29 protein-coding genes are annotated in these 23,083 nt (G+C 55.4%); 14 read left to right on the top strand and 15 right to left on the bottom strand.

Going from position 1 to position 23,083, the window contains the following annotated elements; genetic code table 11:
* Positions 1 to 61: 61 nt before the first annotated feature.
* From K1718_RS02560 to K1718_RS02530, 7 genes are all read right to left on the bottom strand, one after another.
* Positions 62 to 268, bottom strand: coding sequence for a putative motility protein (locus tag K1718_RS02560; protein ID WP_152499260.1), 207 nt, complete (start codon positions 266 to 268; stop codon positions 62 to 64).
* Between the two features lie 79 nt (positions 269 to 347).
* Complete coding sequence (locus tag K1718_RS02555) at positions 348 to 1,850, bottom strand: acyl-CoA synthetase (protein WP_265679846.1); 1,503 nt, start codon at positions 1,848 to 1,850, stop codon at positions 348 to 350.
* A 9-nt stretch (positions 1,851 to 1,859) separates the two neighbouring features.
* A complete protein-coding gene (locus tag K1718_RS02550) occupies positions 1,860 to 2,741 on the bottom strand; it encodes a 3-hydroxybutyryl-CoA dehydrogenase (RefSeq protein WP_152499258.1) in 882 nt (293 codons plus the stop codon).
* 139 nt (positions 2,742 to 2,880) lie between these two features.
* Positions 2,881 to 3,813 (bottom strand): electron transfer flavoprotein subunit alpha/FixB family protein, encoded by a 933-nt coding sequence (locus K1718_RS02545; protein WP_265679847.1) that lies wholly within the window; start codon positions 3,811 to 3,813, stop codon positions 2,881 to 2,883.
* 24 nt (positions 3,814 to 3,837) lie between these two features.
* Complete coding sequence (locus tag K1718_RS02540; RefSeq protein ID WP_265679848.1) at positions 3,838 to 4,587, bottom strand: electron transfer flavoprotein subunit beta/FixA family protein; 750 nt, start codon at positions 4,585 to 4,587, stop codon at positions 3,838 to 3,840.
* A gap of 339 nt (positions 4,588 to 4,926) precedes the next feature.
* Positions 4,927 to 5,625 (bottom strand): hypothetical protein, encoded by a 699-nt coding sequence (locus K1718_RS02535; RefSeq protein WP_265679849.1) that lies wholly within the window; start codon positions 5,623 to 5,625, stop codon positions 4,927 to 4,929.
* Complete coding sequence (locus tag K1718_RS02530) at positions 5,622 to 6,164, bottom strand: RNA polymerase sigma factor (protein WP_285806057.1); 543 nt, start codon at positions 6,162 to 6,164, stop codon at positions 5,622 to 5,624. Before K1718_RS02530 ends, K1718_RS02535 begins: the two co-directional genes overlap by 4 nt.
* Positions 6,165 to 6,339: 175 nt before the next feature.
* Between K1718_RS02530 and K1718_RS02525 the strand changes: the two genes are divergently transcribed.
* Entirely contained in the window at positions 6,340 to 6,807 is a 468-nt protein-coding gene (locus K1718_RS02525; RefSeq protein ID WP_265679850.1) for a hypothetical protein, read from the top strand.
* 126 nt (positions 6,808 to 6,933) lie between these two features.
* The gene (locus K1718_RS02520) at positions 6,934 to 7,212 is read left to right on the top strand and encodes an RT0821/Lpp0805 family surface protein (protein ID WP_209006780.1); all 279 of its coding nucleotides are present in this window, start codon (positions 6,934 to 6,936) and stop codon (positions 7,210 to 7,212) included.
* A 10-nt stretch (positions 7,213 to 7,222) separates the two neighbouring features.
* On the opposite strand, the gene K1718_RS02515 is transcribed toward K1718_RS02520, so the two are convergent.
* Genes K1718_RS02515 through K1718_RS02495 form a run of 5 tightly spaced genes read right to left on the bottom strand, consistent with a single transcriptional unit; the run spans position 7,223 to position 10,975 of the window.
* On the bottom strand, positions 7,223 to 7,915 hold the full coding sequence (locus K1718_RS02515; RefSeq protein WP_265679851.1) for a rhomboid family intramembrane serine protease: 693 nt from the start codon (positions 7,913 to 7,915) through the stop codon (positions 7,223 to 7,225).
* A 35-nt stretch (positions 7,916 to 7,950) separates the two neighbouring features.
* The gene (locus tag K1718_RS02510; RefSeq protein WP_152499250.1) at positions 7,951 to 8,526 is read right to left on the bottom strand and encodes a cob(I)yrinic acid a,c-diamide adenosyltransferase; all 576 of its coding nucleotides are present in this window, start codon (positions 8,524 to 8,526) and stop codon (positions 7,951 to 7,953) included.
* A 36-nt stretch (positions 8,527 to 8,562) separates the two neighbouring features.
* Positions 8,563 to 8,760 (bottom strand): twin transmembrane helix small protein, encoded by a 198-nt coding sequence (locus K1718_RS02505; protein ID WP_152499249.1) that lies wholly within the window; start codon positions 8,758 to 8,760, stop codon positions 8,563 to 8,565.
* A gap of 56 nt (positions 8,761 to 8,816) precedes the next feature.
* Positions 8,817 to 9,689: an SDR family oxidoreductase gene (locus K1718_RS02500; protein WP_265679852.1), complete on the bottom strand. Its 873-nt coding sequence runs from the start codon at positions 9,687 to 9,689 to the stop codon at positions 8,817 to 8,819.
* 47 nt (positions 9,690 to 9,736) lie between these two features.
* Positions 9,737 to 10,975, bottom strand: a complete 1,239-nt coding sequence (locus K1718_RS02495) for a ubiquinone biosynthesis hydroxylase (RefSeq protein WP_265679853.1) — start codon at positions 10,973 to 10,975, stop codon at positions 9,737 to 9,739.
* Between the two features lie 138 nt (positions 10,976 to 11,113).
* Between K1718_RS02495 and tesB the strand changes: the two genes are divergently transcribed.
* Positions 11,114 to 11,980, top strand: a complete 867-nt coding sequence (tesB, locus tag K1718_RS02490; RefSeq protein ID WP_152499246.1) for an acyl-CoA thioesterase II — start codon at positions 11,114 to 11,116, stop codon at positions 11,978 to 11,980.
* A gap of 51 nt (positions 11,981 to 12,031) precedes the next feature.
* On the opposite strand, the gene K1718_RS02485 is transcribed toward tesB, so the two are convergent.
* From K1718_RS02485 to K1718_RS02475, 3 genes are all read right to left on the bottom strand, one after another.
* The gene (locus K1718_RS02485; protein WP_265679854.1) at positions 12,032 to 13,288 is read right to left on the bottom strand and encodes a CobW family GTP-binding protein; all 1,257 of its coding nucleotides are present in this window, start codon (positions 13,286 to 13,288) and stop codon (positions 12,032 to 12,034) included.
* 119 nt (positions 13,289 to 13,407) lie between these two features.
* Entirely contained in the window at positions 13,408 to 13,707 is a 300-nt protein-coding gene (locus K1718_RS02480) for a hypothetical protein (protein WP_152499244.1), read from the bottom strand.
* A gap of 191 nt (positions 13,708 to 13,898) precedes the next feature.
* Positions 13,899 to 15,299, bottom strand: a complete 1,401-nt coding sequence (locus K1718_RS02475) for a D-alanyl-D-alanine carboxypeptidase family protein (RefSeq protein WP_209006779.1) — start codon at positions 15,297 to 15,299, stop codon at positions 13,899 to 13,901.
* A gap of 374 nt (positions 15,300 to 15,673) precedes the next feature.
* Here K1718_RS02475 and K1718_RS02470 point away from each other — a divergent pair, with 374 nt between their 5' ends.
* The 11 genes from K1718_RS02470 to ureG all read left to right on the top strand — a co-directional run bounded on the left by K1718_RS02470 (position 15,674) and on the right by ureG (position 23,063).
* Positions 15,674 to 16,528 carry an urease accessory protein UreD gene (locus tag K1718_RS02470; RefSeq protein WP_265679855.1) on the top strand — a complete coding sequence of 285 codons (855 nt, stop codon included), beginning with the start codon at positions 15,674 to 15,676 and terminating at the stop codon, positions 16,526 to 16,528.
* A gap of 18 nt (positions 16,529 to 16,546) precedes the next feature.
* The gene (locus K1718_RS02465) at positions 16,547 to 16,849 is read left to right on the top strand and encodes an urease subunit gamma (RefSeq protein WP_265679856.1); all 303 of its coding nucleotides are present in this window, start codon (positions 16,547 to 16,549) and stop codon (positions 16,847 to 16,849) included.
* Positions 16,850 to 16,869: 20 nt separating this feature from the next.
* Complete coding sequence (locus K1718_RS02460; RefSeq protein ID WP_265679857.1) at positions 16,870 to 17,175, top strand: urease subunit beta; 306 nt, start codon at positions 16,870 to 16,872, stop codon at positions 17,173 to 17,175.
* A 15-nt stretch (positions 17,176 to 17,190) separates the two neighbouring features.
* Positions 17,191 to 17,598: a lysozyme inhibitor LprI family protein gene (locus K1718_RS02455; protein WP_265679858.1), complete on the top strand. Its 408-nt coding sequence runs from the start codon at positions 17,191 to 17,193 to the stop codon at positions 17,596 to 17,598.
* Positions 17,595 to 18,023 (top strand): lysozyme inhibitor LprI family protein, encoded by a 429-nt coding sequence (locus K1718_RS02450; protein WP_209006778.1) that lies wholly within the window; start codon positions 17,595 to 17,597, stop codon positions 18,021 to 18,023. The genes K1718_RS02455 and K1718_RS02450 overlap by 4 nt, the downstream gene beginning before the upstream one ends.
* A gap of 34 nt (positions 18,024 to 18,057) precedes the next feature.
* On the top strand, positions 18,058 to 19,770 hold the full coding sequence (ureC, locus tag K1718_RS02445; protein ID WP_152499239.1) for an urease subunit alpha: 1,713 nt from the start codon (positions 18,058 to 18,060) through the stop codon (positions 19,768 to 19,770).
* A 19-nt stretch (positions 19,771 to 19,789) separates the two neighbouring features.
* Positions 19,790 to 20,560 carry a hypothetical protein gene (locus tag K1718_RS02440; protein ID WP_265679859.1) on the top strand — a complete coding sequence of 257 codons (771 nt, stop codon included), beginning with the start codon at positions 19,790 to 19,792 and terminating at the stop codon, positions 20,558 to 20,560.
* A 77-nt stretch (positions 20,561 to 20,637) separates the two neighbouring features.
* Positions 20,638 to 21,243 (top strand): glutathione S-transferase family protein, encoded by a 606-nt coding sequence (locus K1718_RS02435; RefSeq protein ID WP_152499237.1) that lies wholly within the window; start codon positions 20,638 to 20,640, stop codon positions 21,241 to 21,243.
* Complete coding sequence (locus tag K1718_RS02430; protein WP_265679860.1) at positions 21,240 to 21,743, top strand: urease accessory protein UreE; 504 nt, start codon at positions 21,240 to 21,242, stop codon at positions 21,741 to 21,743. Before K1718_RS02435 ends, K1718_RS02430 begins: the two co-directional genes overlap by 4 nt.
* Positions 21,685 to 22,449 carry an urease accessory protein UreF gene (locus tag K1718_RS02425; protein ID WP_265682420.1) on the top strand — a complete coding sequence of 255 codons (765 nt, stop codon included), beginning with the start codon at positions 21,685 to 21,687 and terminating at the stop codon, positions 22,447 to 22,449. Before K1718_RS02430 ends, K1718_RS02425 begins: the two co-directional genes overlap by 59 nt.
* Positions 22,446 to 23,063, top strand: a complete 618-nt coding sequence (gene ureG, locus K1718_RS02420) for an urease accessory protein UreG (protein ID WP_265679861.1) — start codon at positions 22,446 to 22,448, stop codon at positions 23,061 to 23,063. Before K1718_RS02425 ends, ureG begins: the two co-directional genes overlap by 4 nt.
* The last annotated feature ends 20 nt before the right edge of the window (positions 23,064 to 23,083 follow it).

The raw sequence follows: 23,083 nt of genomic DNA, 5'->3' as shown, positions 1-23,083 counted from the left end.
GGTCGACAGGATAGCTCTATACAGTAACTTTAGGGAATTGCCCGAACAGTACGGGTATGGATCAGACCGTGACGTCGACCTGGCTTCCAAGTCCTGGTGCGGGTGCCGCCTGAGCTGATTGCAGATTCTCGGCACCTTCTTGCAGCAAGGCAACCAGATTGGCATCCTGCTGCACCGACATTTTCAGCATCTCCGACTGTAGCGCCTGAGATGTCTGTGCCTGACTTTGAGCAACAAATGTGCTGGCGATACCAACGCTGTCCATCATTCACTCCTAGAACGACGAGCACACTAGCAAACCGCCCTTAAACAAGCGTTAACAAAGCCTTACTTAAAACACTCAAGATTTAGGAACTGGACGGTTTCATGCTGATCAGGGCTTGCCGGCGTATCTTCCCGGACGCCGTACGCGGCAGTTGTTCAACGAGCCGATAAGACTTGGGCTGCTTGTAGTCTGCAAGATCCTTGGTTGCACGCGAAGCAAGGCGCTCCAAATCAAAAGTGTCAGCATCACGCGGCACAACAAAGGCCGTGATCAAGCTGACGCCATCCCGGACAGACACAGCCGTAACAGCGACTTCCGAGACCTGAGGGTCAGTTGCCAGGACCCGCTCGACTTCCTCCGGCGCGACTCTGTAGCCGAACGCATTCATCAAGTCGTCTGCTCGGCCCTCGTACCAGAAATAACCGTCTTCGTCCCTGCGAGCCCTATCACCTGTCAGGAACCATTCGCCGCGGAATGCAGCTTCGGTTTCTTCAGGCGCATTCCAGTAACCAAGCATCAAACCTGGTTCTGAAGAATGAATTGCGAGCAAGCCCGGTTCATTCGCTTCGGCAAAGAGCGACGCGTTCGATGTCTCGCTCAGGATCGACACTTTGCGCCCTTCTTGAGGCTTACCCGGCGAGCCGGGTCTAACCGGCACCGTCGGTCCGTTTGAGAGATAGGTCGAAATCTCGCTCATCCCGAGAGCTTCATAAAGCTCGCGACCAGTGCTGACTTTCCAGTCGTTATAAAGACGTGCTGGCAGTGCCTCTCCGGCCGTTAGCCCATGCCGTAGACTGGGAAACGAGTCACTTGTGATCTTGCCGTATTTCAGAATGCGCCGATAAAGACTTGGCACCGCAGCAAACAATGATGCGTCGCTACCTTCGATAACGCCGGGCCAAATGTCTGGATCACGTGGGCCATCGTAAACAATACTGGTCGCCCCGTTTGCCCAAGGATCCATCAATCCTGCGCCCAGCGTATAGGTCCAATTGAAGGCACCGGCATGCAAAAGCCTGTCCGAAGACGATATTCCGTACCATCCCTGATACATTGGCCGCCGAGCAAAAGCGGCTCTTTGAGCATGCAGCACGCCTTTCGGCATCCCACTGGTTCCTGATGTGTAGATCAGAAATGCCGGATCGTCGGCAGCCGTTTCCGCAAATGTTCCCGGCGCATATTGTTTCAGAAAGTCAATTCCTTGAGGCCCAAGCGAAAGAACCGCGACATTGTCCGGAATTTCAGTCTTGCCGTCGTGCACCAGCAGGCGCGCACCGCTATCGGACAAAATGGAAGACGTTTCACGGGCCGCGAGCTGTGCCGAGGTTGGAACCGGAACAAAACCGCCTGCGATTGCTCCGAAGAAAACCAGCGGAAAATCGACCGAGTGCCCAATTCGAAGCAGGACTCGGTCTCCAGCTTTCAAACCGGTGTTTTTCAACCCGGCAGCCACGGAAAGCACACTTGAAGTGAGCTTTCCATATGTCCAAGCCTCCTCGAGGCCGCCACCGGCACCCACAATTTCCAGCGCCGTCTTGTCCGGCGCCGGCTCGGCATTGGTCAGGCAATAACGGGCAAGGTTCATCAGAGCCGCTTAGCGGGTCGGCACAGGTATCTCGCCGCGGTAGTCATAAAAACCGCGCTGGGTCTTGCGTCCCAGCCAACCCGCCTCGACATATTTCACCAAGAGCGGACAAGGCCGGTATTTGGTGTCGGCGAGGCCTTCATAAAGCACCTGCATGATGGAGAGACAGGTGTCGAGGCCAATGAAATCCGCCAACTGCAACGGTCCCATCGGGTGATTGGCACCCAGGCGCATGGCCTTGTCGATCGATTCGACCGATCCGACACCTTCATAGAGTGTGTAGATCGCTTCGTTGATCATCGGCAGCAAAATGCGGTTGACCATGAAGGCAGGAAAATCCTCGGCGACCGCAATCTGTTTGCCCAGTCGAACACAAAAGGCTTTTGACGCTTCAAAGGTCTCGTCTTCGGTAGCGATACCGCGAACCAGCTCCACCAACTCCATCAGTGGAACCGGATTCATGAAATGAATCCCGATAAAGCGCTCCGGGCGATCTGTCGTTGCCGCAAGACGGGTAATGGAAATAGACGATGTATTGGTTGCCAGAATGGCTTCTGGTTTCAGGATTGGGCAGAGCTGGGAAAAGATTTTCCGTTTGATCTGCTCGTTTTCAACCGCAGATTCGATCACCAGATCCGCATCAGCAAGAAGATCGAGGTCTTCTACCGCCTTGATCCGGTTGAGTGCGGCGTTGCGCTCTTCTTCGGTAATCAGGGACTTGGAAACCTGACGCGCCAGATTGCCGTTGATCGATGCCAGTCCGGACTCGATCCGCTCCATGGAAATGTCGCTCAAACCGACGTCAAAGCCTGCAAGTGAGCAGACATGCGCAATGCCGCTGCCCATCTGACCTGAGCCGATCACGCCGACTTTCTTAATCTCGACTACCATCCTGAAAATCCGATCGTTAAGTGCATGCCTTCAAAGGCCGGGTTGCGGCTATTTTTGGCAAGTCTTGCGCCGAACAGCAAGAACCCCGGAGCGAAAACCTTCATTCGCCCCGGGGTCCGTGTTCAATTTGCCGCAGGTCTTACTTAACGGCAGCCTCAAGTTCAGGCAGCACATCGAACAGATCGGCAACCAGGCCATAGTCGGCAACCTGGAATATCGGAGCCTCTTCATCCTTGTTGATTGCTACGATCACCTTGGAGTCCTTCATGCCTGCAAGGTGTTGGATGGCACCGGAAATTCCGCAGGCAATATAGAGGTCCGGAGCGACGACCTTACCGGTCTGGCCAACCTGCCAGTCGTTCGGGGCATAACCCGCATCGACTGCGGCGCGCGACGCTCCAACCGCTGCACCAAGCGCATCGGCAACCGGCATGATGACTTCCTGGAATTTTTCCTCAGATCCGAGGGCACGGCCGCCGGAAATGATGATTTTGGCAGAAGTCAGTTCTGGACGATCGGATTTGGAAAGCTCTTCCCCGATAAATTCCGAAAGTCCCGAACCGTCAGCGCCGGCGACGGTTTCAATCGCTGCCGAACCACCCGCTTCAGCCGCGGCAAAAGTCGATGTTCTGACGGTGATTACCTTTTTGGGGTCACCTGACTTGACCGTCTGAATGGCATTGCCTGCATAAATCGGACGCTCGAAAGTCTCTGCATCGACAACCGCGGTGATATCTGAAATCTGCATCACGTCCAGAAGGGCGGCGACACGCGGCAATGTGTTTTTGCCGTTGGCAGTCGCCGGTGCAACGATGGCATCATAATCACTCGCAAGACCAACGATCAGGTCCGCGGTCGGTTCAGCCAGCTGGTGCTCGAGCGCATCACTCTCTGCAACCAGTACCTTTGCAGCGCCGGTCAGTTTGGCCGCTTCCTCTGCCACGGACTGAACGCCCTTGCCGGCAACCAGAATGTGTACATCTGCACCAAGGGCAACGGCGGCTGTAAGGGCCTTTGCGGTTGCATCATTCAAGGCACCACCGGCATGTTCTGCCACAAGAAGTGTTGTCATTGTTCTTTCCTCCTGTGACGGGCCTTAAAGGACACCAGCTTCATTCTTGAGTTTTTCGACGAGCTCGCCAATGGAACCGACCTTGATGCCAGCTTCACGGGCGTCGGGTTCCGTAGTTGAAACCACGCTCAGGCGCGGCGTTACGTCAACGCCGTAGTCATCGGGTGACTTTTCATCGATCGGCTTTTTCTTTGCCTTCATGATGTTCGGCAGCGACGCATAGCGTGGCTCGTTCAAACGCAGATCGGTTGTCACGATAGCCGGCAACTTCAACTTGACGGTCTGCAGACCCCCGTCGACTTCACGGGTTACGTCAACCGTGCCATCGCCGAGATCAAGCTCAGAGGCAAAAGTGCCCTGGCTCCAGCCCAGAAGTGCTGCGAGCATCTGGCCGGTCTGATTGCAATCGTCGTCAATGGCCTGTTTGCCGAGGATCACAAGCCCAGGGTCTTCGGCTTCAACAATACCCTTGAGAATTTTGGCAACTGCCAGCGGCTCGGTCGTCTCGTCGGTCTTGACCAGAATTCCCCGGTCTGCACCCATCGCCAGGCCGGTACGCAAGGTTTCGGTTGCTTGCTGTGGCCCGACTGAAACGACAACAACTTCGCTGGCCTTTCCGGCTTCCTTCAGACGAAGAGCCTCTTCGACAGATATTTCGTCAAACGGGTTCATGGACATCTTGACGTTTGCAAGATCGACGCCCGAACCATCCGGCTTGACGCGGACTTTAACGTTGTAGTCGATGACCCGCTTAACGGGTACGAGGATTTTCATTTGGTCTCAACCTCTTGCTGGGCCGGCTTTCACCGCACCGCATTTTGCAGGCTCGTCCACTCCGGTGACGCTAGGTCACAAACGGCGGAAACAAGCCAATCGTGGCGCATGGCGGGGGACGGTACTGACCAGCGAGGCAGCTGTCAATTGCGCTATTTGGTCTAAAAGGGGAAATTGCCGGGCATAGAAAAACACGCGTCGCAAAGATGATAGTTCGGCGGTGCGAAACGGTAGGGAAACCCTACCATAAACACCAAACATCACCTGGCGAACACGTTGTTGGTGACGATTGAAACACGGTTGCCGCTCGTCGGCAGTTTTGGATTTTCGTTCAGAAAATCAGATCCCTGAAGAACTCGGTGAAAAATTATCTGAAATCGGCTCGGCAAATACCGTTGTCCAGGTTCCATTCACATCCCGGCACGCGGTTCCACGGATGGATAGGTCGAGACCGCCAAAGGTTGTTTCTCGAATATACTGCCGGCACCAGTGCCCACTTTTGCTTCGATATGTCTTGATCGGCGTCAGAACCTCACTCCAATTGCCTTCCTGTCCAACAAAGACCGGTTCACCGCTGACCTTGGTTTCCAGGGCCTCCTGAACGGATTGTGCAAGCAGCATCCGTTCGGTTTCCATATGCGCAGCGAGAGACGAAACGGCATCATCCATGCGGGACTGCATCCAGAAAGTCGTGAAGGCGAAAGTCCCGGCAACGAGTATCAGCGCCGCAGCAACCTGGACAAGCGACCCCGTCCAGGCAGGGAACCTGCGCGGTGTGGAGCCAACACCTCGCTTTTCAAACTCCCGGTCAATCAGGCCCTGAAAACGGTCCATGCTTTCATCCGGGATCGCCGCGGGCATTGCGCTTTGCAACACGAAATCGTCTTGAGACATCAGACGAAGCAATTCGTTGCCCTTGGGCGACTGCCGAATATCGGAAAGCAATTCGGCTCGGTCTTGGTCGCCAATTTCTCGATCGAGGATCTTGCCAATTTTCTCAACGAGGGCGATCTGCTCACGCTTTTCTTCAAGTGTCACAACACACCTCCTGGCATGCTTTGTATGGGAACTTCTGGAGCGGTATCGTCCGTTTCCAGCCATTCTCGCAATTTCAATCTCGCTCGCGCAAGCCGGCTGGTAACCGTCCCGATTGGAACACCAAGCTCTGCCGCAACGTCTTTGTAACTCTGGCCTTCAACGGCGATCTTCAAAAGCACTTCTCGATTGTCTTCATCCAATCTGCCGATAAAGTCCCTTACCTTCTGCAATTCAAGGCTACTGGCGGCCGCCTTCGCGCCGTCGTAGCTCTCTTCAAAGTCAAGCATCGCCAGATCGAATAACCTGGCCCGGTTCGCAGAATCCCTCACGGAGTTGAAATAGTGATTCTGCAGGATCCGGAACATCCAACTGTCCAGGCGGGTTGCAGGGTCAAACTGGTCCAGTGACCGTATTGCGCGCTCACACGTTGTCTGCACCAGATCGTCTGCCTGATCCGGGTTCCGGCACAGCCGCAATGCAAAACTCCTCAGCTTGGGGAGCAGACGGATCATCTCCGTCTTCATATTGTCTTCTGGCAAGAAGTTCTCCGCAAAACCGCTCTCGGGGTTACAACACGTGATGAAAACTTTCGATCCCGACTTTTTTTGGACATTCTTCGGGAAGAAAGAAGAACACTCACGTGTTATGGATCAAAAGGCGCGGAATCGCTCTCAAAAATGCCCGCGCAAGAGAACCGCATAGAAACCTGAACTCATGAACCAGACCCGCCAGAAAACATTGCCAGATCGCCTCTCTGCGATGTTCCGCGTGCTTCCAGGCATTGCGGCCTCGGTACTGGTCTTCTCCGTCGCCTTTTTCAACCCTCTATTCGACGTCAAAGATACCAATGCCGCCTTCGCCAAGTCAGGTGACGACAAGGGTAGTCGTAGCGACAAGAGTGATCGTGGTGGTGATCGCGATGACAAAGGTGGCGGCGGCAATAGCGGCAGTAGTAAGAGCAGCGGCAGTGGCGGCGGAAGCGACCGCTCGGACGATAGGGGCGGAAACTCAGGCAATAGCGGGAATTCGGATTCCCGCAACTCTGCCTCACAAAAGCCAGGATCTGGAGGTCTGCTTAATCGCGTGTTTCGTGATGAACGTTTCAATGGCAACAGCGAACAGTCCGGTGGGTCGCTGTCGGAGCGGGAAGAGCGCGAAGCGATACAAAACGGTTGGCAGTAGATCCAAGAGGCAGGATCGGCTTTGAAAATTTTGAACGCGGGGCTCCACACGAAGGGGCCTGTCTTTTTTTGCTTGTTACTTTCAGCAGCGGGCTGCAATTCTGGGTCCGTATCCAATACTCCTGACGTGACAACATCAGCTATCGGTCTGCAGTCGTCTGACCGATCCCTCGCTCAGCAGAACCTGCAAGTGGTTCTGGAAAGCTCTCTGTCTGGAAAATCACAGAGCTGGCAAAACCCGCAAAGCGGTGCGCGCGGGTCGGCAACTCCGTTGAAGACCTGGAAGACGACCGACGGAACCTATTGCCGCTCGTACAAGGAAAGTATCCGCCTGGCGTCGGGAGAATCCATCGATCGTGACGGCGTTGCCTGCCGTTCATCGGACGCTGTCTGGCAATCAACCTAAAGCGATCACTTCACGACATGGCCTGGTCAAAAAGCTTGACCCCCTTGCGACGGAAAAACAGCACGAGGACGGCGCCGGCGATCAAGCCACCGACATGCGCAATCCAGGCAACCTCGCTCTCGGCCGCTGCGAACACATTGTAAAACTGATAAAGCACCCAGGCTCCGAGCAACCACATTGCGGACAGTCGCAAGGGGATGCGGCCGAGCACTAGCACCCACACCTTGACCCTTGGATGAAGCATCAGATAGGCAGCCACAACTCCTGACACCGCACCTGACGCCCCGATAAGTGGCACCTCGGAGTTAACGTCCAGCGCTGCATAGAGAAAACCCGAAAACGCTGCGCAGATCAGATAAAACAGCAAGTATCGAAAATGGCCCATGGCATCTTCGACATTGTCACCGAATACCCATAGAAACAGCATGTTTCCGATCAGGTGCATAAAGCCACCATGCAGGAAGGCGTATGTCACAATAGACGTCCATTCCGGCAACAGCTGCAGCTGCGGCGCAAGTTCACGGATGTCGAAAAGCACCACCGGGATCAATCCGAGCGAATAAGACGCGGCTGCAACCGCTTCTTGGGCGCCGGCACCTTGAAAAAAGACAAAAATTAGAACGTTGAAAGCAATGAGCGTGAGATTGACGTAAGGGATTGGAACATGAACCCGCCGGTTGTGATCGTAGACCGGAATGAACATGCCCCAATGCCTTTCGTTCTGTGCGTCTTGGTCGTTTAACGGTTTTGACCCGGAACCCAGAGAACATCCTGTTCTCCTTTGTCGTTCAGGTAACGCGACGCCACGAAAAAATAGTCAGAAAGACGGTTCATGTATCTGACTGCCGCTGGGTTGATCTTCTCCACGCCTGAAAGTTCGACCATTAAACGTTCCGCGCGACGTGAAACCGTACGGGCAAGATGAAGATGCGCCGACGCCGAACTTCCGCCAGGGAGCACGAAAGAGCGGAGCGGAGACAGGTCTTTGTTCAGCCCATCAATCGCGTCCTCGAGGGCCTTCACTTGCGCGTCGCTGATCCGCAAAGGCTCATATCCAAGATCCTGATCGGTTTCGGGAGTAGCCAAATCCGCACCCAAATCAAACAGGTCGTTCTGGATACGGCCAAGAACGATATCGACCTCTGAAGCACCATCGCCGGTATGCAGCCGGATCAGGCCAACGACAGCATTGGTTTCATCTACCGTTCCGTATGACTCGATCCGCAGATCGTTTTTCGGCCGGCGCTCGCCAGACCCAAGAGCCGTCGTACCGTCGTCACCTGTTTTTGTATAGATCTTGTTTAAAACAACCATTTTGAATGCCCTTGGATGTTGCTCCTGCAGTCGTTTCTAGCGACCGGACCCGAAGAAATAGAGCCCACCCATCACCAGGACAATCACCAGAAACTGCAAACCGACACGCCAGCGCATCAGCATCTGCGAACGGTTACCAGGACCGTTTCGAAACATGTTCCAAAGACCGGCAAACAGAACCAGGGCTACGGCCGCCATGCCAACGGGAATGAGTGCATTAATGACACCAGCCATCTTGTTAGTCCTCTTTCAGCGCGATGACCCGGCAACTCCGGATCCCATGTCGCGCACTATTCTTCACTATCAGCAGCCCGAATGCAGAACCGGTCCAGCAGACTTGTGGGCAAAACACGTTTTGCCGCTGCCATAACTTTTGTCGGTACCGTGACATGATACCGCGCTTTGGGCCGGTTGGCCTCTACCGCATGAATAAGTTTCTTCACCACCGCCTCAGGCGGCAGTTTGAAGGGTCCCGGCTCACCTGCTTCCATACGTACCCGGCGTTTCTCGTAGGTCTTACGATGTACAGAGGCCTTGAGACCAGTTTCTCCGATCCAACGATCGAAATTTTCAAGGGCATTTTCCGTAAATCTAGTGCCGATTGGGCCCGGCTCTATCAGGCTCACATGAATACCCGTTCCCTTTAGTTCCTGCCGCAACGTGTCTGTATAGGCTTCCAAGGCAAATTTGCTCGCCGTATAAGCGCCGCGATACTTCAAGGCAACGAAACCAAGCACCGAAGAACACTGCACGATACGCCCGCCACTATTTGCGCGCATCGCAGGAATCAAACGCCGTGTCAGATCGTGCCAACCTATGAAATTGGCCTCGAACAGCGCTCTCATCGCCTCCGTCGGGATATCCTCAAGTGCGCCGGGCACAGCGTAGGCACCGTTGTTGAATACGGCATCCAGTTTATGGTCAGTCAGTTGAAGAACGCTGTTGGCTGCCGTCTCGATGCTGTTGGGGTCTTCGTAATCTAGCTGCAGGGCTTCAAACCCTTCTTCGGCCAACCGGTCGACATCCTCCTGACGCCGAGCTGTAGCAAAGACGCGCCAGTTCCGCCCACGCAGAATATGGGCCGACACAGCGCCGATACCGGAAGAGCATCCGGTTATTAGGATCGACCGATGCCTCGGGAAACTCTCTGGATAGTCAATCATTCAAATAAAAATCCGGCGCCCAGCAGACCTTACCTGGCAATGTCCTATCAGATTGGCTCCCCGGAAAGCAATTTGGGAACGGGTCCCGCAAACCCGGCAGCTTCCTTGATAAACTGTGTCTTGATGCCCGGCATGCGATCCACAAGGCCGAGTCCGAAATCCCGGAACGCCCGCAGGACGTCATTATCGTTCGAAAACAGCCGGTTAAGCACGTCGGTCACGACGCCCATCTGAAATGTGTCGAAACGGCGCCAGCGCTGATAACGCTCAAGAATATCGAGCCCCCCGGGATCCTGCCCAAGACGGCGCGCATCGACAACCACTTCCGCGAGCGCGGCAACATCCTTGAACCCAAGGTTCAGACCTTGTCCCGCGATCGGGTGTATGCCATGTGCGGCGTCCCCAATCAGCGCAAATCGCGGATTGACGAAGTCGCGGGCCAGTTTCAGTCCAAGTGGATAGGCGCGCCGCGGGCCATCAACCTCGAGCGTGCCAAGGTGATGTCCGAAACGGCGCTCAAGTTCGAGTTCGAAGGTAAACTCATCAGATCGCACAAGTCTGTCGGCATCAGAAGTTTTTTCGGTCCAGACAAGCGATGATCTGTTCCCGGGAAGCGGAAGGATGGCGAAGGGGCCAGCGGGAAGAAAGTGTTCTTCAGCCCGGCCGTTGTGAGGTCGCTCATGCTTTACGGTCGTGACAATACCCGATTGCCCGTAATCCCAGTTGACCGTTCGGATACCTGCAAGGTCGCGAAGCTTGGAGCGAACGCCATCGGCGGCAACGAGAAGCCGGCTTTTCAAAACCGTGCCGTCCGCCAGCTCAAGTTCAACCTGATCCGGATGTGTCCGGAAAGTGTCTGCTGTTCCTGGCGCAAAGAATTTCACACCGAGTTTTTTAGCAGCCTTGTAGAGCGCGGGCATCATCACGCCGTTGGGCATCATGTGAGCAAAGGGTTCGCCTTCTGTCGCTTCGCCGTCGAAGGTCAGAAAGACGGGTCGCACAGCATCGCGTAACTTGCTGTCTGTGACGATCATTTCGTTGATTGGTTGCGATTCGGCTTCGATTTTAGGCCAAACACCGAGCTGCGTCAGCATTCGGGACGCAGCAGCAGCTATTGCCGAGGCACGTGGGTCATTGTGCAGCTGATCCATGGGTTTGGGATCAACAATGGCGCAACTGATGCTTTCGTCGCCTTGCTTGAGCGCAACGGCCAGGGACAGGCCGACATACCCGCCGCCCGCAATAACAACATCGAACATATCGGCAGCGCTTTTACGTTTCGCCATTCAATTACTCCCCGCCCCGGTTTCCCTAAGGACATCTTGACTTTAACGTCAGGCCCCGTCCAAGACTGGGCCCGAAAACTCGCCGAGGCCACTTTCAGGCCCACCTTTTCGGCACATTATGTAACAAGGATCGCGCCGATGAACACGGCCATTGACAACCTTTTGCAAATACTCGACCTAGAACCGCTCGAACGCAATCTGTTCCGTGGTCGCAGTCCCCAGGTTGGCTGGCAACGGGTTTTTGGCGGTCAGGTCATCGGCCAGGCCTTGGTCGCCGCGTCGAGAACTGTTGTTGAAGACCGGCATGTTCATTCCCTGCATGGATATTTTCTGCGTCCTGGTGACCCGGAAGTCCCCATAATTTACGAAGTCGACAGAATTCGAGACGGCGGTAGTTTCACCACACGGCGTGTGGTCGCCATTCAGCATGGCGAAGCGATCTTTTCAATGGCAGCTTCCTTTCAGGTGCGCGAGGAGGGATTGGATCACCAAAGCGACATGCCGGACGTGCCAACACCGGACGCCTTGCCGAGCGAGCAGGAACTTAAGGAAAAGTTCCTGTCACTGGCGCCTGAAAACATCCGTCGGTATTGGGAACGGGAGCGACCGATCGAGATGCGCCCGGTCGACATGACCCACTATTTCAGCAAGAAACCGCTGCCGCCCAAACAATATGTCTGGGTGCGGGCCACCGGACAGCTGCCGGATGACGAGCGCATTCATCAGTGCGTTCTTGCATACGCATCTGACATGACCCTGTTGGACACATCCCTCTTTCCACACGGTACGTCGGTCTTCAGCCCAAAGATTCAGGCGGCGAGCCTTGATCACGCCATGTGGTTCCATCGTCCATTCCGCGCGGATGACTGGCTGCTCTATGCCACCGACAGCACGTCTTCATCAGGCTCGCGTGGCATGAACCGCGGTTCGCTCTACACGAAAGAGGGGGTCTTGATCGCTTCAACGGCACAGGAAGGTCTGATCCGGCTCCGAAAGAAAGATTGATCGATTTCGGCAACAATTTGCGATGCGACGCAGACGCCTTCGCCGCACTAATCACCGGACAGGGCTTGTGAAACCCGATACCGCAAGCGGGTTTTCGCTCAAAGCCTGGTGATCCGGGGTATCCGGAAGCAAAGCACCAGAAAACGCTTCAAACATCTTGCGTACGAAACCTTCAGGCAGATCCTTGGTGATAAAGACCATCCGAGTTCTATGGTCTTCATCCGGCCAGGCCTCAAGCGTGGCGGGCGGGTGAAAGACATGCTGAACGCCATGGATGACAACCGGCCGCCCGGGATCTTCCGCCAGTTGCACAATGCCCTTAACCCGCAGGAGCTTCGGCCCATGTGCAGAGCGCAGCAAATCCAAGAACATTTCGAGAGCAGAAGCCGGCACAGGCCTGTCGGTAGCCAAAGTAAATGCGCGGATGGATTCGCTGTGCCGATTTACGTCATGCGGATGGTCGTGGTCGTGGCCATGACCTTCACCATGACTATGACTATGACCGTGGTTGTGACTATGTCCATGGCTGTGGCCATGATGATGCGCGTGATCGTGATGATCGTGGTCATGCCCGGAGCCTTCATAAGCCTCTGCATTCAGCCAGGCCGCCACATCCGGTATCTTGCTGTCAGGATCGTAAAGGCCAGCATTGAACAAGGTGGTCGGCGTCGCCTCACCAGACTGCGCATCCAGTCGCTTTGCACCGGGGTTCAGCGTTTCGATTTGCCGCAAAAGCTGTTCGAATTCCGCTTGTTCCGCTTCCGATTCGATCAGATCTTTCTTCGTAAAGACCAGGCGGTCCGCAACCGCAGCCTGTTTGCGGGCTTCTTCGTGGTTTTCAAGGGTCGACAAGCCGTTCACAGCGTCGATGAGCGTGATAACACTGTCCAGCCGATAGCGCATGACCAGATAGGGATGAAGCATCACGGTGTGCAGGATCGGCGCTGGGTCGGCAAGACCAGTGGTCTCGATTACCACCCGCCTCAAGCGCTCCGTACGGCCATTGTCGAGATGGCGCAACAGGTTTTCCAGAGTTGAAACCAGATCGCCTCGGATCGTGCAGCAAAGGCAACCGGACGAAAGTTCGATAATTCCCTCTCCAGCCTGGTCAACAAACAGATGGTCAAGACCGATCTCGCCAAATTCATTGATGATAACCGCTGTGTCGGCCATGGCCGGGTCATTTAGAATCTGGTTCAGCAAAGTGGTCTTTCCCGAACCGAGGAAGCCGGTCAGGACGGAAAGCGGGATAGGGGGCTTGGGCCCCTTTTGCGCAGGCTGGTCCGTTGCTTCTTTGGCAGAAGTCATGAGGTCGAAGTCTCCTGATCGTAGAACTGCCGGGCAGGGTGCAATTCATGCGGCACCGCTAGCATTCTTTTCAGGAGTAGGTCAAAGGTGTTTGGATGTTTGCCGACACTCGGCGAGAGTTACCCGGCGTTCAGGACGGGCTCTTCGGCTTCAGCCGTTTCAGCTTCTTTGTCCGCGTCCACGCCATTCTCGCCGGCTGAAAGATCCATTGGAGTCAGATCCTGAGCGAGATCCTCATTGTCAAAGTCTGCCTGATCTTGCTCATCTGCATCGACAACAATACGCACCGCTTCCGCGGCCTTCCGCAATGTTGCGATGACTTCCTCAACCGAAACCCCTTCTTCCAACTGGTTGGCGGAAAGTTCAGCGAGGCTGGCGAGCGCCTTGATTGTGGCAGTGGATCTCGGTTCAATCATCATGCGATCACTCGCTTCTTTAGTTTCGGCATGTTCTATGCCCGGATGACCTGACGTGTCATTGCCTCACTCAGGCGGGCAAGTGCCCACCCAAGAGAATGCTTACTACACTGTTAAGGAGTAGCGTAAATAAAGGGTTAACCGACTTTTCTGCGCATCCTTACAAAGGCTTAGCTCAGCTATCTACCGATCTGTTATTGTCTGCGAGGGCTGGGAGTCGGTACCGGAACGGAAAAATCGAGGCCTTTGCGGAAGATTGACCCGGGTGCGGCCGGAGAGGAATCTCCGCCAGCGACTTGCTCTGTTTGCGGAATTGCACCCACGGCACTTGCCTCGGCAGTCTGCTGAAGTTTGGCACGGATTTGCATCTCGGCACGGCGCATCGGATTGGCAACGGGCAGCGGAATGTTCTCAGCAGGCGCCAGGACCTCAAGCGCTGAAGTTGATGCGCCGGCTGCTGGCCGCCCACTCGGATTGCCAAGGCTTACCTGCAAGGGTTTGTAAGCAAGACGTCGTGGACCGAGCGTCCGGTCAAGTATCTTCGCCCAGTCAGGCTTGCCATTTGATTTGGTATAGCCACTGGCATCGGCGTTCTTTTCTTTGGTCTTGTCGGCCTTGAAGAAAAGAAAACCACCCCGTTTCTCGTTCTGCATATCGAAACGGGCCATGTACCCGTTCGGTCCCGGGCTTTTGTTTCGCCGGCAGTACCCGTTTGCAGGTGGGTTTCCGGATGACCCCGTTAGGGTGCTGACATTCTGGCCACCGCGCTTGCGAAACCCATTGTCAAAAAGCTGCCGGGCGAATGCTGTTCGCTCAAGACCTGAACCAGCCCCAAGAATAATCGCAATCAATGTCCGGCCCTTGCGGGAGACGCTTGCTGCAACATTGTAACCCGAATTGCAGATGTATCCCGTCTTCATGCCGTTTGCTCCGGGAACACGCAGCAGGAACTCCCGATTTGCCGAGCGAAGCGTCTTTTTGCCAAAACGAATTCCGGGATATTTGTAGAAATCCCGTGATTCCGGGAAGTCCCTTCGAAGCGCCATTGCCAGGATCGCCATGTCTCGCGCAGTCGTCACCTGACCGTTATCCGGCAAACCGTGAGGATTGGTGAAACGGGTGTTCGTCATGCCCAAGCGCCTGGCTTCAGCATTCATGGCCGCAATGAAGGCTGCTTCGGAACCCGAGATTGCCTCGCCCAGCGCCACGGCAACATCGTTTGCCGACTTGATAAGAATGATCTTGAGCGCTGTATCGACTGTGAAACGCGTTCCGACCTTGAAACCCATCTTGCTGGGTGGCTCAGATATGGAATTTTTCGATTGAACCACGGCGGAGTTCAGGGTCGCACGGCCTTCACGGATCGCTTTGAAGGTGACATACGCCGTCATCATTTTCGTCAAGGACGCAGGGTACCACTTGCGCGTTGCGTTTTTCTGGTCGATCACCGCACCCGATTTTGCGTCGACGAGAATGAACGCACCGATATCGGCCCTGGCCTCATCAGGAACCAGGCAAAAAAACAATACGGCAAACATTACAACCGCGGATGTCAGGCGGCCGGCCAGGCTTGCAATCACGGGGATCCCTCGCATGTCATCCTGTAAAACAGGGAAACGCACAAACTGCAATCTCAGTCTAAGGTGCATAGCCTAACGACTGTTGAACTCTAAAAAACCGGAACATGTCCCTAAGGGCAACCCCTTCCGTGCAACCGTCCCGCGCCAAAACTTTTATCAATTGCCGTTTTTTTAGGCATCGTAACTGGTAAAATCGCCCTAACCTTTGAAACGATTGGGCGATTGTCCCTTGCAGAACATCACGGCAAGAGCCCAACAACTTTGGCCCGGCTCTTGCTAAGATTACCAAGGGCATCTTGCCTATTGCATCCCGGAAGAAGCTGGGAACAAGGTGGCGATCAGACGTCAAACAACAAAAAAACCGGGATTCCGGGGAGGCACGCAACTTCATGTATGATGCTGGCGTAGCATCACAATCGACTGCGTCCGCGCGCGAATTGCAACGCGTGAATGGTCACGCACGCGCCGGTTTCCGCTTGTCTGAGGGCTCGACCCGTCTCGCCAACCTTTATCAAAGTGGCGCGGCGAAGATCCGATTGCCAAAGGTTTACGATGAACCGACAACAGCCGTCCTCATCAACACCGCCGGTGGTCTGACAGGAGGCGATCGGCTGTCTCTTGAATTCCATCTTGCAGTAGGCGCACACGCGATTGTGACCAGCCAGGCAGCCGAACGCGCCTACCGAAGCCAGACGGGTCCAGCAAAAGTGACCGCAAAGTTCCAAGTCGGCGCAGGTGCAAAACTCGAATGGCTGCCGCAGGAAACGATCCTCTTTGACGCGTCAAACCTTAGCCGCACGATCGAAGCTGATCTGGCGGAAGATGCCGGTTTGCTCATGTTGGAATCGGTCATACTCGGGCGCAAGGCAATGGGTGAGAAAGTCAGATCCGTGTTCTTCAGGGACAGCTGGCGTATTCGGCGGAGCGGCAGGCTGGTTTTCGCCGATGACGTGCGCCTGGAGGGAGACCCGGAAGTATTCTTGGCCGGACCGGCAACAACATCTGGAAATCTGTGCGTTGCAACTCTTTTGGACTGCTCACCACAGGCAGAAGATCATCTGAACCTTGCAAGGTCCTTGATTGGAGCTTTGCCTTCTGACCGTGTCCGGGCAGCAGCCAGCGCTTGGAACGGCCAATTGGTCGCACGATTGACGGCGGTGAGCGGACAGGATCTGCGCACCGCCTTAGTGAGTTTTTTAACCGGATACCGCTCGGCACCTTTGCCGCGGGTTTGGCATTGTTGACAATAAGGAGCCTTCTTCATGAACCTGACGCCCCGCGAAAAAGACAAGTTGCTGATCTCAATGGCAGCCATGGTCGCGCGCCGCCGTCTGGAGCGTGGCGTGAAGCTGAATCACCCGGAAGCGATTGCACTGATCACCGACTTCGTCGTTGAAGGCGCCCGAGATGGCCGCTCTGTGGCTGACCTGATGGCGGCGGGAGCCACGGTCTTAACGCGCGAGCAGGTCATGGATGGCGTCGCCGAGATGATCCATGATGTGCAGGTGGAAGCCACATTTCCCGACGGTACGAAGCTTGTCACCGTTCACGAACCCATCCGCTGACCCGATTTGAGGACAAAGACATGATCCCCGGAGAACTTTTTCCCGCCGAAGGCGAGATAGAACTCAATGCCGGTCTGGAGACGGCGACACTGGAAGTTTCCAATACCGGCGACCGGCCTGTTCAGGTTGGCAGCCACTATCATTTTTATGAAACAAATGAAGGCCTTTCATTCGACCGTGAAAAGGCACGCGGCATGCGCCTTGATATTCCGGCCGGCACTGCTGTGCGCTTTGAGCCGGGCCAGACCAGAACGGTCACGCTGGTCGCTTACCGCGGCGCGAGAACCGTCTACGGCTTCAATCAGAAGGTCATGGGCGAGCTTTAACGCCGGGAGACATGCATGTTTGGGGTGTTATGGGGATTGATACTGGCGGCGGTGCTTGTCTCGCCAGCGCTGGCAGAAGAAAAGGTCGACTGCAGCAATGCCATGACTCAACTGGAAATGACCACTTGCGCCAATCTTGATTGGCAACAGGCAGATGAGGAACTGAACGCCGCCTATAAAGCAGCGATGGCGAAAATGCGCGAAACAGATGAGTTTCTGCCCGAAGATCAGCGGGGGGCGGCAGAAACCCTTCGCGAGGCCCAACGTGCCTGGATTCCATACCGAGACAAGGCGTGTGACGCCTATGGGTTTCAGGCAAGAGGCGGAACAATGGAGCCAATGCTGGTCTATGGCTGTCGCGCGCAGTTGACCGAGCAACGGACCAAGGAACTTGAGGAATTGACGGAAGGACTGGGAAATTGACCCGTGTTTCGTGCTTCTTGTTCCTGATGCTGGGCATCATCTGCTTGGCCTCAACCAATGCTCCTGCAGTGCTGGCGCAAGAGAACATCGATTGCGGATATCCATTGAACAACGACGAGCGAACCTATTGCGCAGAAAAGGCTTTGAAAGACGCAGAGGCAAAAATGGCGGCTGCATACGTCAAACTCCACGCAAAAGTGGTCGAAATGGATGACGCACTGCCCGAGCACCTGAAAGGCAGCCCCGCAGCACTGGAGGAAGCGCAGGCAGCATGGTCGGACTATGCCGACAAGGACTGCAAGGCTTACGCCTTTCCGTTTATGGGCGGGACGCGCGGGCAGGAACTTTACCGAAATTGCAAGATCGTTCTGACGATGACGCGAACGGAAGATCTGACTGCAACACTAGATGACTACGGCAATTAAACGACACGATTTCTGATCGCCGATTGGAGACACAATGGCTTACAAAATGCCCCGCGCCGCCTATGCGGACATGTTCGGACCAACCACCGGTGACAGGCTTCGCCTTGCCGATACGGATCTGGTAATCGAGGTTGAAAAAGACTTCACCACCTATGGTGAAGAGGTGAAATTCGGTGGTGGCAAAGTCATTCGCGATGGCATGGGACAATCGCAGGCGCCCCGCAGTGCCGGGGCCGTCGACACGGTAATCACAAACGCCCTGATTGTTGATCACTGGGGCATCGTGAAAGCAGATGTCGGCCTGAGAGACGGACGGATTGTCGGCATTGGCAAGGCAGGCAATCCGGATGTACAGCCTGATGTCGACATTGTCGTTGGTCCCGGTACGGAGGCCATTGCCGGTGAGGGCAAGATCCTGACAGCGGGTGCGCTCGACGTCCATATTCACTTCATTTGTCCGCAGCAGATTGACGAGGCGCTGATGTCCGGCGTCACAACCATGCTTGGTGGCGGAACCGGGCCGGCGACGGGAACCAATGCCACAACATGCACACCCGGCCCTTGGCACATCACCCGCATGCTGCAATCGGCAGACAGCTTTCCAATGAACCTGGCATTTGCAGGCAAAGGCAATGCCTCCTTGCCTGCAGCGCTGGAGGAACAGATCCTGGCAGGTGCTTCTGCGCTGAAATTACATGAGGATTGGGGAACAACTCCGGCGGCCATCGATACCTGTCTTTCGGTTGCTGACGAATACGATGTCCAGGTGATGATCCACACCGACACTTTGAACGAAAGCGGCTTTGTCGAAAACACAACCGCCGCCTTCAAGAACAGGACCATTCACGCTTTTCATACTGAAGGGGCCGGAGGCGGCCACGCGCCCGACATCATCAAAGTCTGCGGCGAAACAAATGTTCTGCCCTCGTCCACCAACCCCACGCGGCCTTACACGGTCAATACGCTGGAAGAGCATCTCGACATGCTGATGGTCTGTCACCATCTAGACAACTCCATTCCGGAAGACGTTGCCTTTGCAGAAAGCAGAATCCGCAAGGAAACGATCGCCGCGGAAGACATCCTTCACGACATGGGTGCGTTTTCGATCATCGCATCCGACAGCCAGGCCATGGGCCGGGTCGGCGAGGTGATTATCCGCACCCTGCAGACAGCTCACAAGATGAAGGTGCAACGCGGACGTCTTTCAAATGAGATCGGGGAAAACGACAACTTCCGCGTCAAGCGTTACATGGCCAAGATCACAATCAACCCGGCAGTTGCGCACGGTCTTGACGAACATGTCGGCTCTGTCGAAGTCGGAAAACTCGCCGATCTCGTTCTGTGGGATCCGAAGTTCTTCGGGGTGAAGCCTGACATGGTATTGAAACTCGGCACCATCGCCGCAGCACCCATGGGTGATCCGAACGCATCGATTCCAACACCTCAACCGGTTCACTACAGACCGATGTTCGGCGCCTTTGGCAAAGCCATGACCGAAAGCCGGGTGACTTTCGTCTCTCAGGCGGCCTATGAAAACGGCGTCAAGGACAAGGCTGATCTCTCAAGCTTGGTCTTACCGGTAAAGAACACCAGAGGCGGCATTTCAAAGAAATCCATGGTGCTCAACGATGCAACGCCGGAAGTTGAAGTGCATCCGGAAACCTACGAGGTGCGCGCAGACGGTGAGCTGCTCACCTGTGAGCCGGCGGAGGTCCTGCCGATGGCTCAGCGGTACTTCCTGTTCTAGTCTCAAATCGGCAAGCGTCATGAAACTCCTGCCAACGTCACGACCCCGGATTTTTGAAGACTATCCAACCCTTGCGATTGCTTTGAAGAACTGGCAGCACGAGACCTACCGCCTGGAAGAATTGACATTTGAGGCAGGTGAAGAAGTGTTTCTGGAGATTGATGATGAGGAGCCAACAGTGCTGAGCGAAAGCAAGGCATGCGAACTCAATCTCGAGGCCGAGGAGGAACTTGCCAATCTGAAGGACTCTTTCAGGGACGACATTCCCCTGTCGTCCCCGTTGACCACGTTGATTGTGGACAAAAGCGCAGCATCGTTTGTGGATTTCACAAAGCAGATTGGAAAGTCCTGCTCTTTGCTGGCGAGAGAGTTGGATTGGTCGGAATTTGCGATCATTTCCGATTGTCGGAGATCCATACTGTCTCAGGACAATGATCATCCGCCTGTTCGAGCTGCGCAAAAGAAGTTGGCCGAGTTCGGGCTCACAGCAACAGCACCGGATGGCCTGGTTGTCGACAGACAAGGACTTGAGGCAATCATTGGTGATCTCTTCTGGATTGCACGATGCAACGCGTCCGCACCCTATACTTTTGTCTCCGCCAAGGGGTCTTCAACAGTTGCAACGCTTTGCAAATACGGAAATTTCCACTTCGATTTCTATGCAGAAGACGCAGAAAGAGTGTTTGAAATGGCCGTCCCGTCCGCAGGCTTGTCAATTGTGCCCGATGGCATGTGCTATGAGCGTTTTACACATGATAGTTCAATATCAGGCAGAGCCCTGGACCTCTGAGCAGGCCCAATTGCCTTATCGGCAGCCCTCTCGAAGCGGATTGTCGAGCAGCGCTGAACTCGGGAGTTGAAACGAGAATGTACAAAATCATCGGGTTTCCTCGCACACGCGCTATGCGCGTCATGTGGCTGCTGGAAGAACTGGGTGAACCATACGAGATTGATCCGGCACTGCCGCAATCTGAGCCGGTACGAGAAGTCAATGTCAGCGGCAAGGTGCCGGTCTTGATCGATGGCGAGGCTGTCATCACGGATTCAATTGCGATCTGCACCTATCTGGCCGACAAGCATGGCCGGTTCACCTTTCCAGCCGGCACGCTGCAACGCGCCAGGCAGGATGGTTTCACGCAGTTCGCCGTCGATGTTTTGGAAGGCGCGCTTTGGACGGCGGCGAAAAACTCCTTCATCTTGCCTGAAGACATTCGCGTTCCGCAGATCAAGCCCGTCTGCAAATTCGAATTCAGGCAAGGTTTGGAAACCTTTGAGATTATGCTGGCTGATGGGCCATATGCGATGGGCGAGACTTTCACAATCGCCGACATCATCATCGGACATTGTTCAGGCTGGGCCATATCGGCCAATTTCGACCTGCCAATGGAGGGACCGGTCTTCGACTATTTCAAGCTCTTGCGGTCACGGCCGGGTTTCAAAGCTATGAAGGCAAAGGTAGACGCCGCACAATGATCCGGATCGCCCAAATTCATTCGCATGGTAACTGGCAGGGTAAGGCCACAGATCAGGTAACGCTCGACAGAGAAGATCGACATCGCCGCCGAGCCGTTCTGACGTGCGACCAGGGTTTGACTGTTCTTCTGGACGAACCGACAGCCATACACCTTCGTCACGGAGACGGACTGGAACTCGAAGATGGCCGCTTCGTAGAGGTCTTGGCAGAACCCGAAGACCTGGTGGAAATCGAGGCGGCGAACGCCGCACATCTTGTCAAGATTGCGTGGCACCTCGGCAACCGTCACCTTCCGACCCAACTCCTGGACGATCGCCTCAGGATTCGGCGGGATCATGTGATCGAAAACATGGTCCTAAAACTTGGTGGCAAGCTGACCCCCGTAACAGCACCCTTTGATCCGGAAGGCGGAGCCTACGGCCATGGGCGGACCCATAGCCATGATCACGGGCCCGGTCACGGCCACCACCATCATGCCCACGAACACGCTCATGACTGAAGCCGTCACGCTTCCGGCGCTCTACCGCTTGTTGGCCTTTCTGTCTCCGAGCTTTCCGGTCGGCGCATTCACCTATAGCCACGGCCTTGAACAGGCGATTGAAGACGGGACGGTCAAAACTGCCGAGGACCTTTCCCGTTGGCTCGAGGATATCTTGCGGCATGGGGCCGGGCGCAGCGATGCGATCTTGTTGAAAGCAAGCTATGACGCGACCACTAGAGGCGATGAGGGCTCCGTGGCCGAACTGCAAGAGCTTGCTCTTGCGTTGCAGCCCTCCAAGGAACGCCATCTGGAAACCAGCGCGCAAGGGACGGCGTTCTTGGCGGCTGTCAGACAAAGTTGGCGCCCTGACAGCAGCTCGCCGGCCGCCGATCTTTTCAGACGCCGGGCCGAAGACACAGGTCAAGGCTGGCCTTATCCGGTTGCGCTGGGTCTCGTCGCAGCCGCTCATGAAATTCCCGAGGACGCCGCTCTGGTTGCGTATCTTCATGCTTTTGCGGGCAATATTGTCTCAGCTGCCATACGCGCGGTACCACTCGGTCAAAGCAACGGACAAACCGTCCTGGCATCGCTCGAGCCGATCATATTCGAGGTCGCGGCAGTGGCTAAGCAAGCAAGCCTGGAAGACATCGGATCCTCCACGTTTCTGGCAGATATCGCCTCCATGGCACATGAAACTCAATATTCGAGGTTGTTTCGTTCATGACATCCCAAAATGGTCCTTTGCGCGTTGGCATCGGCGGCCCGGTCGGTGCTGGCAAGACCACCCTGACCGACCGCCTTTGCAAAGCCATGCGCGATGACTTTTCAGTCGCTGTCATCACCAATGACATTTACACAAGTGAAGATGCCGAGGCACTGATGCGCAGTCAGGCCTTGACCAGCGACCGCATTCGCGGGGTTGAAACCGGCGGGTGCCCGCACACTGCAATCCGGGAAGATGCCTCGATCAATCTGGCTGCCGTCCACGACCTTACCCGATCGATCCCGGATCTTGACCTGATCCTGATCGAATCGGGCGGTGACAATCTCGCAGCCACGTTTTCGCCGGAGCTTGCAGATCTGACGCTGTATCTCATCGACGTGGCGGCAGGTGAGGAAATCCCTCGCAAGGGCGGACCCGGAATAACCCGCTCGGACTTGTTGATTATCAACAAGACCGACCTTGCACCTCATGTCGGCGCTGATCTTGGCGTTATGGATCGGGATGCGACCAGAATGCGTAAACAGCGCCCGTTTGTATTCGCAAACATGAAGGCAGGCGACGGAGTTGACGCAGTGGTAAGTTTTCTCATCGATAAGGGAGGCCTGAACGCATAAGGGTCAGCCCTCAATCCAAG

This window comes from Roseibium porphyridii, assembly GCF_026191725.2.
In the GTDB taxonomy this organism is placed as follows: Bacteria; Pseudomonadota; Alphaproteobacteria; order Rhizobiales; family Stappiaceae; genus Roseibium; species Roseibium porphyridii.
Note: the sequence above shows the minus strand (reverse complement) of the source record. Positions and strands in the feature narration are given on the sequence as shown.

What these genes read in the sequence shown, in the direction of transcription:
- K1718_RS02470 (WP_265679855.1), top strand. Translation starts at nt 15,674, where the DNA reads ATGTATGATGCTGGCGTAGCATCACAATCGACTGCGTCCGCGCGCGAA.
- K1718_RS02540 (WP_265679848.1), bottom strand. Translation starts at nt 4,587, where the DNA reads ATGAAAATCCTCGTACCCGTTAAGCGGGTCATCGACTACAACGTTAAA.
- K1718_RS02510 (WP_152499250.1), bottom strand. Translation starts at nt 8,526, where the DNA reads ATGGTTGTTTTAAACAAGATCTATACAAAAACAGGTGACGACGGTACG.
- ureC (WP_152499239.1), top strand. Translation starts at nt 18,058, where the DNA reads ATGGCTTACAAAATGCCCCGCGCCGCCTATGCGGACATGTTCGGACCA.
- K1718_RS02505 (WP_152499249.1), bottom strand. Translation starts at nt 8,760, where the DNA reads ATGGCTGGTGTCATTAATGCACTCATTCCCGTTGGCATGGCGGCCGTA.
- K1718_RS02550 (WP_152499258.1), bottom strand. Translation starts at nt 2,741, where the DNA reads ATGGTAGTCGAGATTAAGAAAGTCGGCGTGATCGGCTCAGGTCAGATG.
- K1718_RS02480 (WP_152499244.1), bottom strand. Translation starts at nt 13,707, where the DNA reads ATGATGATTGAACCGAGATCCACTGCCACAATCAAGGCGCTCGCCAGC.
- K1718_RS02460 (WP_265679857.1), top strand. Translation starts at nt 16,870, where the DNA reads ATGATCCCCGGAGAACTTTTTCCCGCCGAAGGCGAGATAGAACTCAAT.
- K1718_RS02555 (WP_265679846.1), bottom strand. Translation starts at nt 1,850, where the DNA reads ATGAACCTTGCCCGTTATTGCCTGACCAATGCCGAGCCGGCGCCGGAC.
- ureG (WP_265679861.1), top strand. Translation starts at nt 22,446, where the DNA reads ATGACATCCCAAAATGGTCCTTTGCGCGTTGGCATCGGCGGCCCGGTC.
- K1718_RS02440 (WP_265679859.1), top strand. Translation starts at nt 19,790, where the DNA reads ATGAAACTCCTGCCAACGTCACGACCCCGGATTTTTGAAGACTATCCA.
- K1718_RS02475 (WP_209006779.1), bottom strand. Translation starts at nt 15,299, where the DNA reads ATGCGAGGGATCCCCGTGATTGCAAGCCTGGCCGGCCGCCTGACATCC.
- K1718_RS02425 (WP_265682420.1), top strand. Translation starts at nt 21,685, where the DNA reads ATGATCACGGGCCCGGTCACGGCCACCACCATCATGCCCACGAACACG.
- K1718_RS02500 (WP_265679852.1), bottom strand. Translation starts at nt 9,689, where the DNA reads ATGATTGACTATCCAGAGAGTTTCCCGAGGCATCGGTCGATCCTAATA.
- K1718_RS02435 (WP_152499237.1), top strand. Translation starts at nt 20,638, where the DNA reads ATGTACAAAATCATCGGGTTTCCTCGCACACGCGCTATGCGCGTCATG.
- K1718_RS02455 (WP_265679858.1), top strand. Translation starts at nt 17,191, where the DNA reads ATGTTTGGGGTGTTATGGGGATTGATACTGGCGGCGGTGCTTGTCTCG.
- K1718_RS02515 (WP_265679851.1), bottom strand. Translation starts at nt 7,915, where the DNA reads ATGTTCATTCCGGTCTACGATCACAACCGGCGGGTTCATGTTCCAATC.
- K1718_RS02495 (WP_265679853.1), bottom strand. Translation starts at nt 10,975, where the DNA reads ATGGCGAAACGTAAAAGCGCTGCCGATATGTTCGATGTTGTTATTGCG.
- tesB (WP_152499246.1), top strand. Translation starts at nt 11,114, where the DNA reads ATGAACACGGCCATTGACAACCTTTTGCAAATACTCGACCTAGAACCG.
- K1718_RS02545 (WP_265679847.1), bottom strand. Translation starts at nt 3,813, where the DNA reads ATGACAACACTTCTTGTGGCAGAACATGCCGGTGGTGCCTTGAATGAT.
- K1718_RS02430 (WP_265679860.1), top strand. Translation starts at nt 21,240, where the DNA reads ATGATCCGGATCGCCCAAATTCATTCGCATGGTAACTGGCAGGGTAAG.
- K1718_RS02465 (WP_265679856.1), top strand. Translation starts at nt 16,547, where the DNA reads ATGAACCTGACGCCCCGCGAAAAAGACAAGTTGCTGATCTCAATGGCA.
- K1718_RS02525 (WP_265679850.1), top strand. Translation starts at nt 6,340, where the DNA reads ATGAACCAGACCCGCCAGAAAACATTGCCAGATCGCCTCTCTGCGATG.
- K1718_RS02485 (WP_265679854.1), bottom strand. Translation starts at nt 13,288, where the DNA reads ATGACTTCTGCCAAAGAAGCAACGGACCAGCCTGCGCAAAAGGGGCCC.
- K1718_RS02560 (WP_152499260.1), bottom strand. Translation starts at nt 268, where the DNA reads ATGATGGACAGCGTTGGTATCGCCAGCACATTTGTTGCTCAAAGTCAG.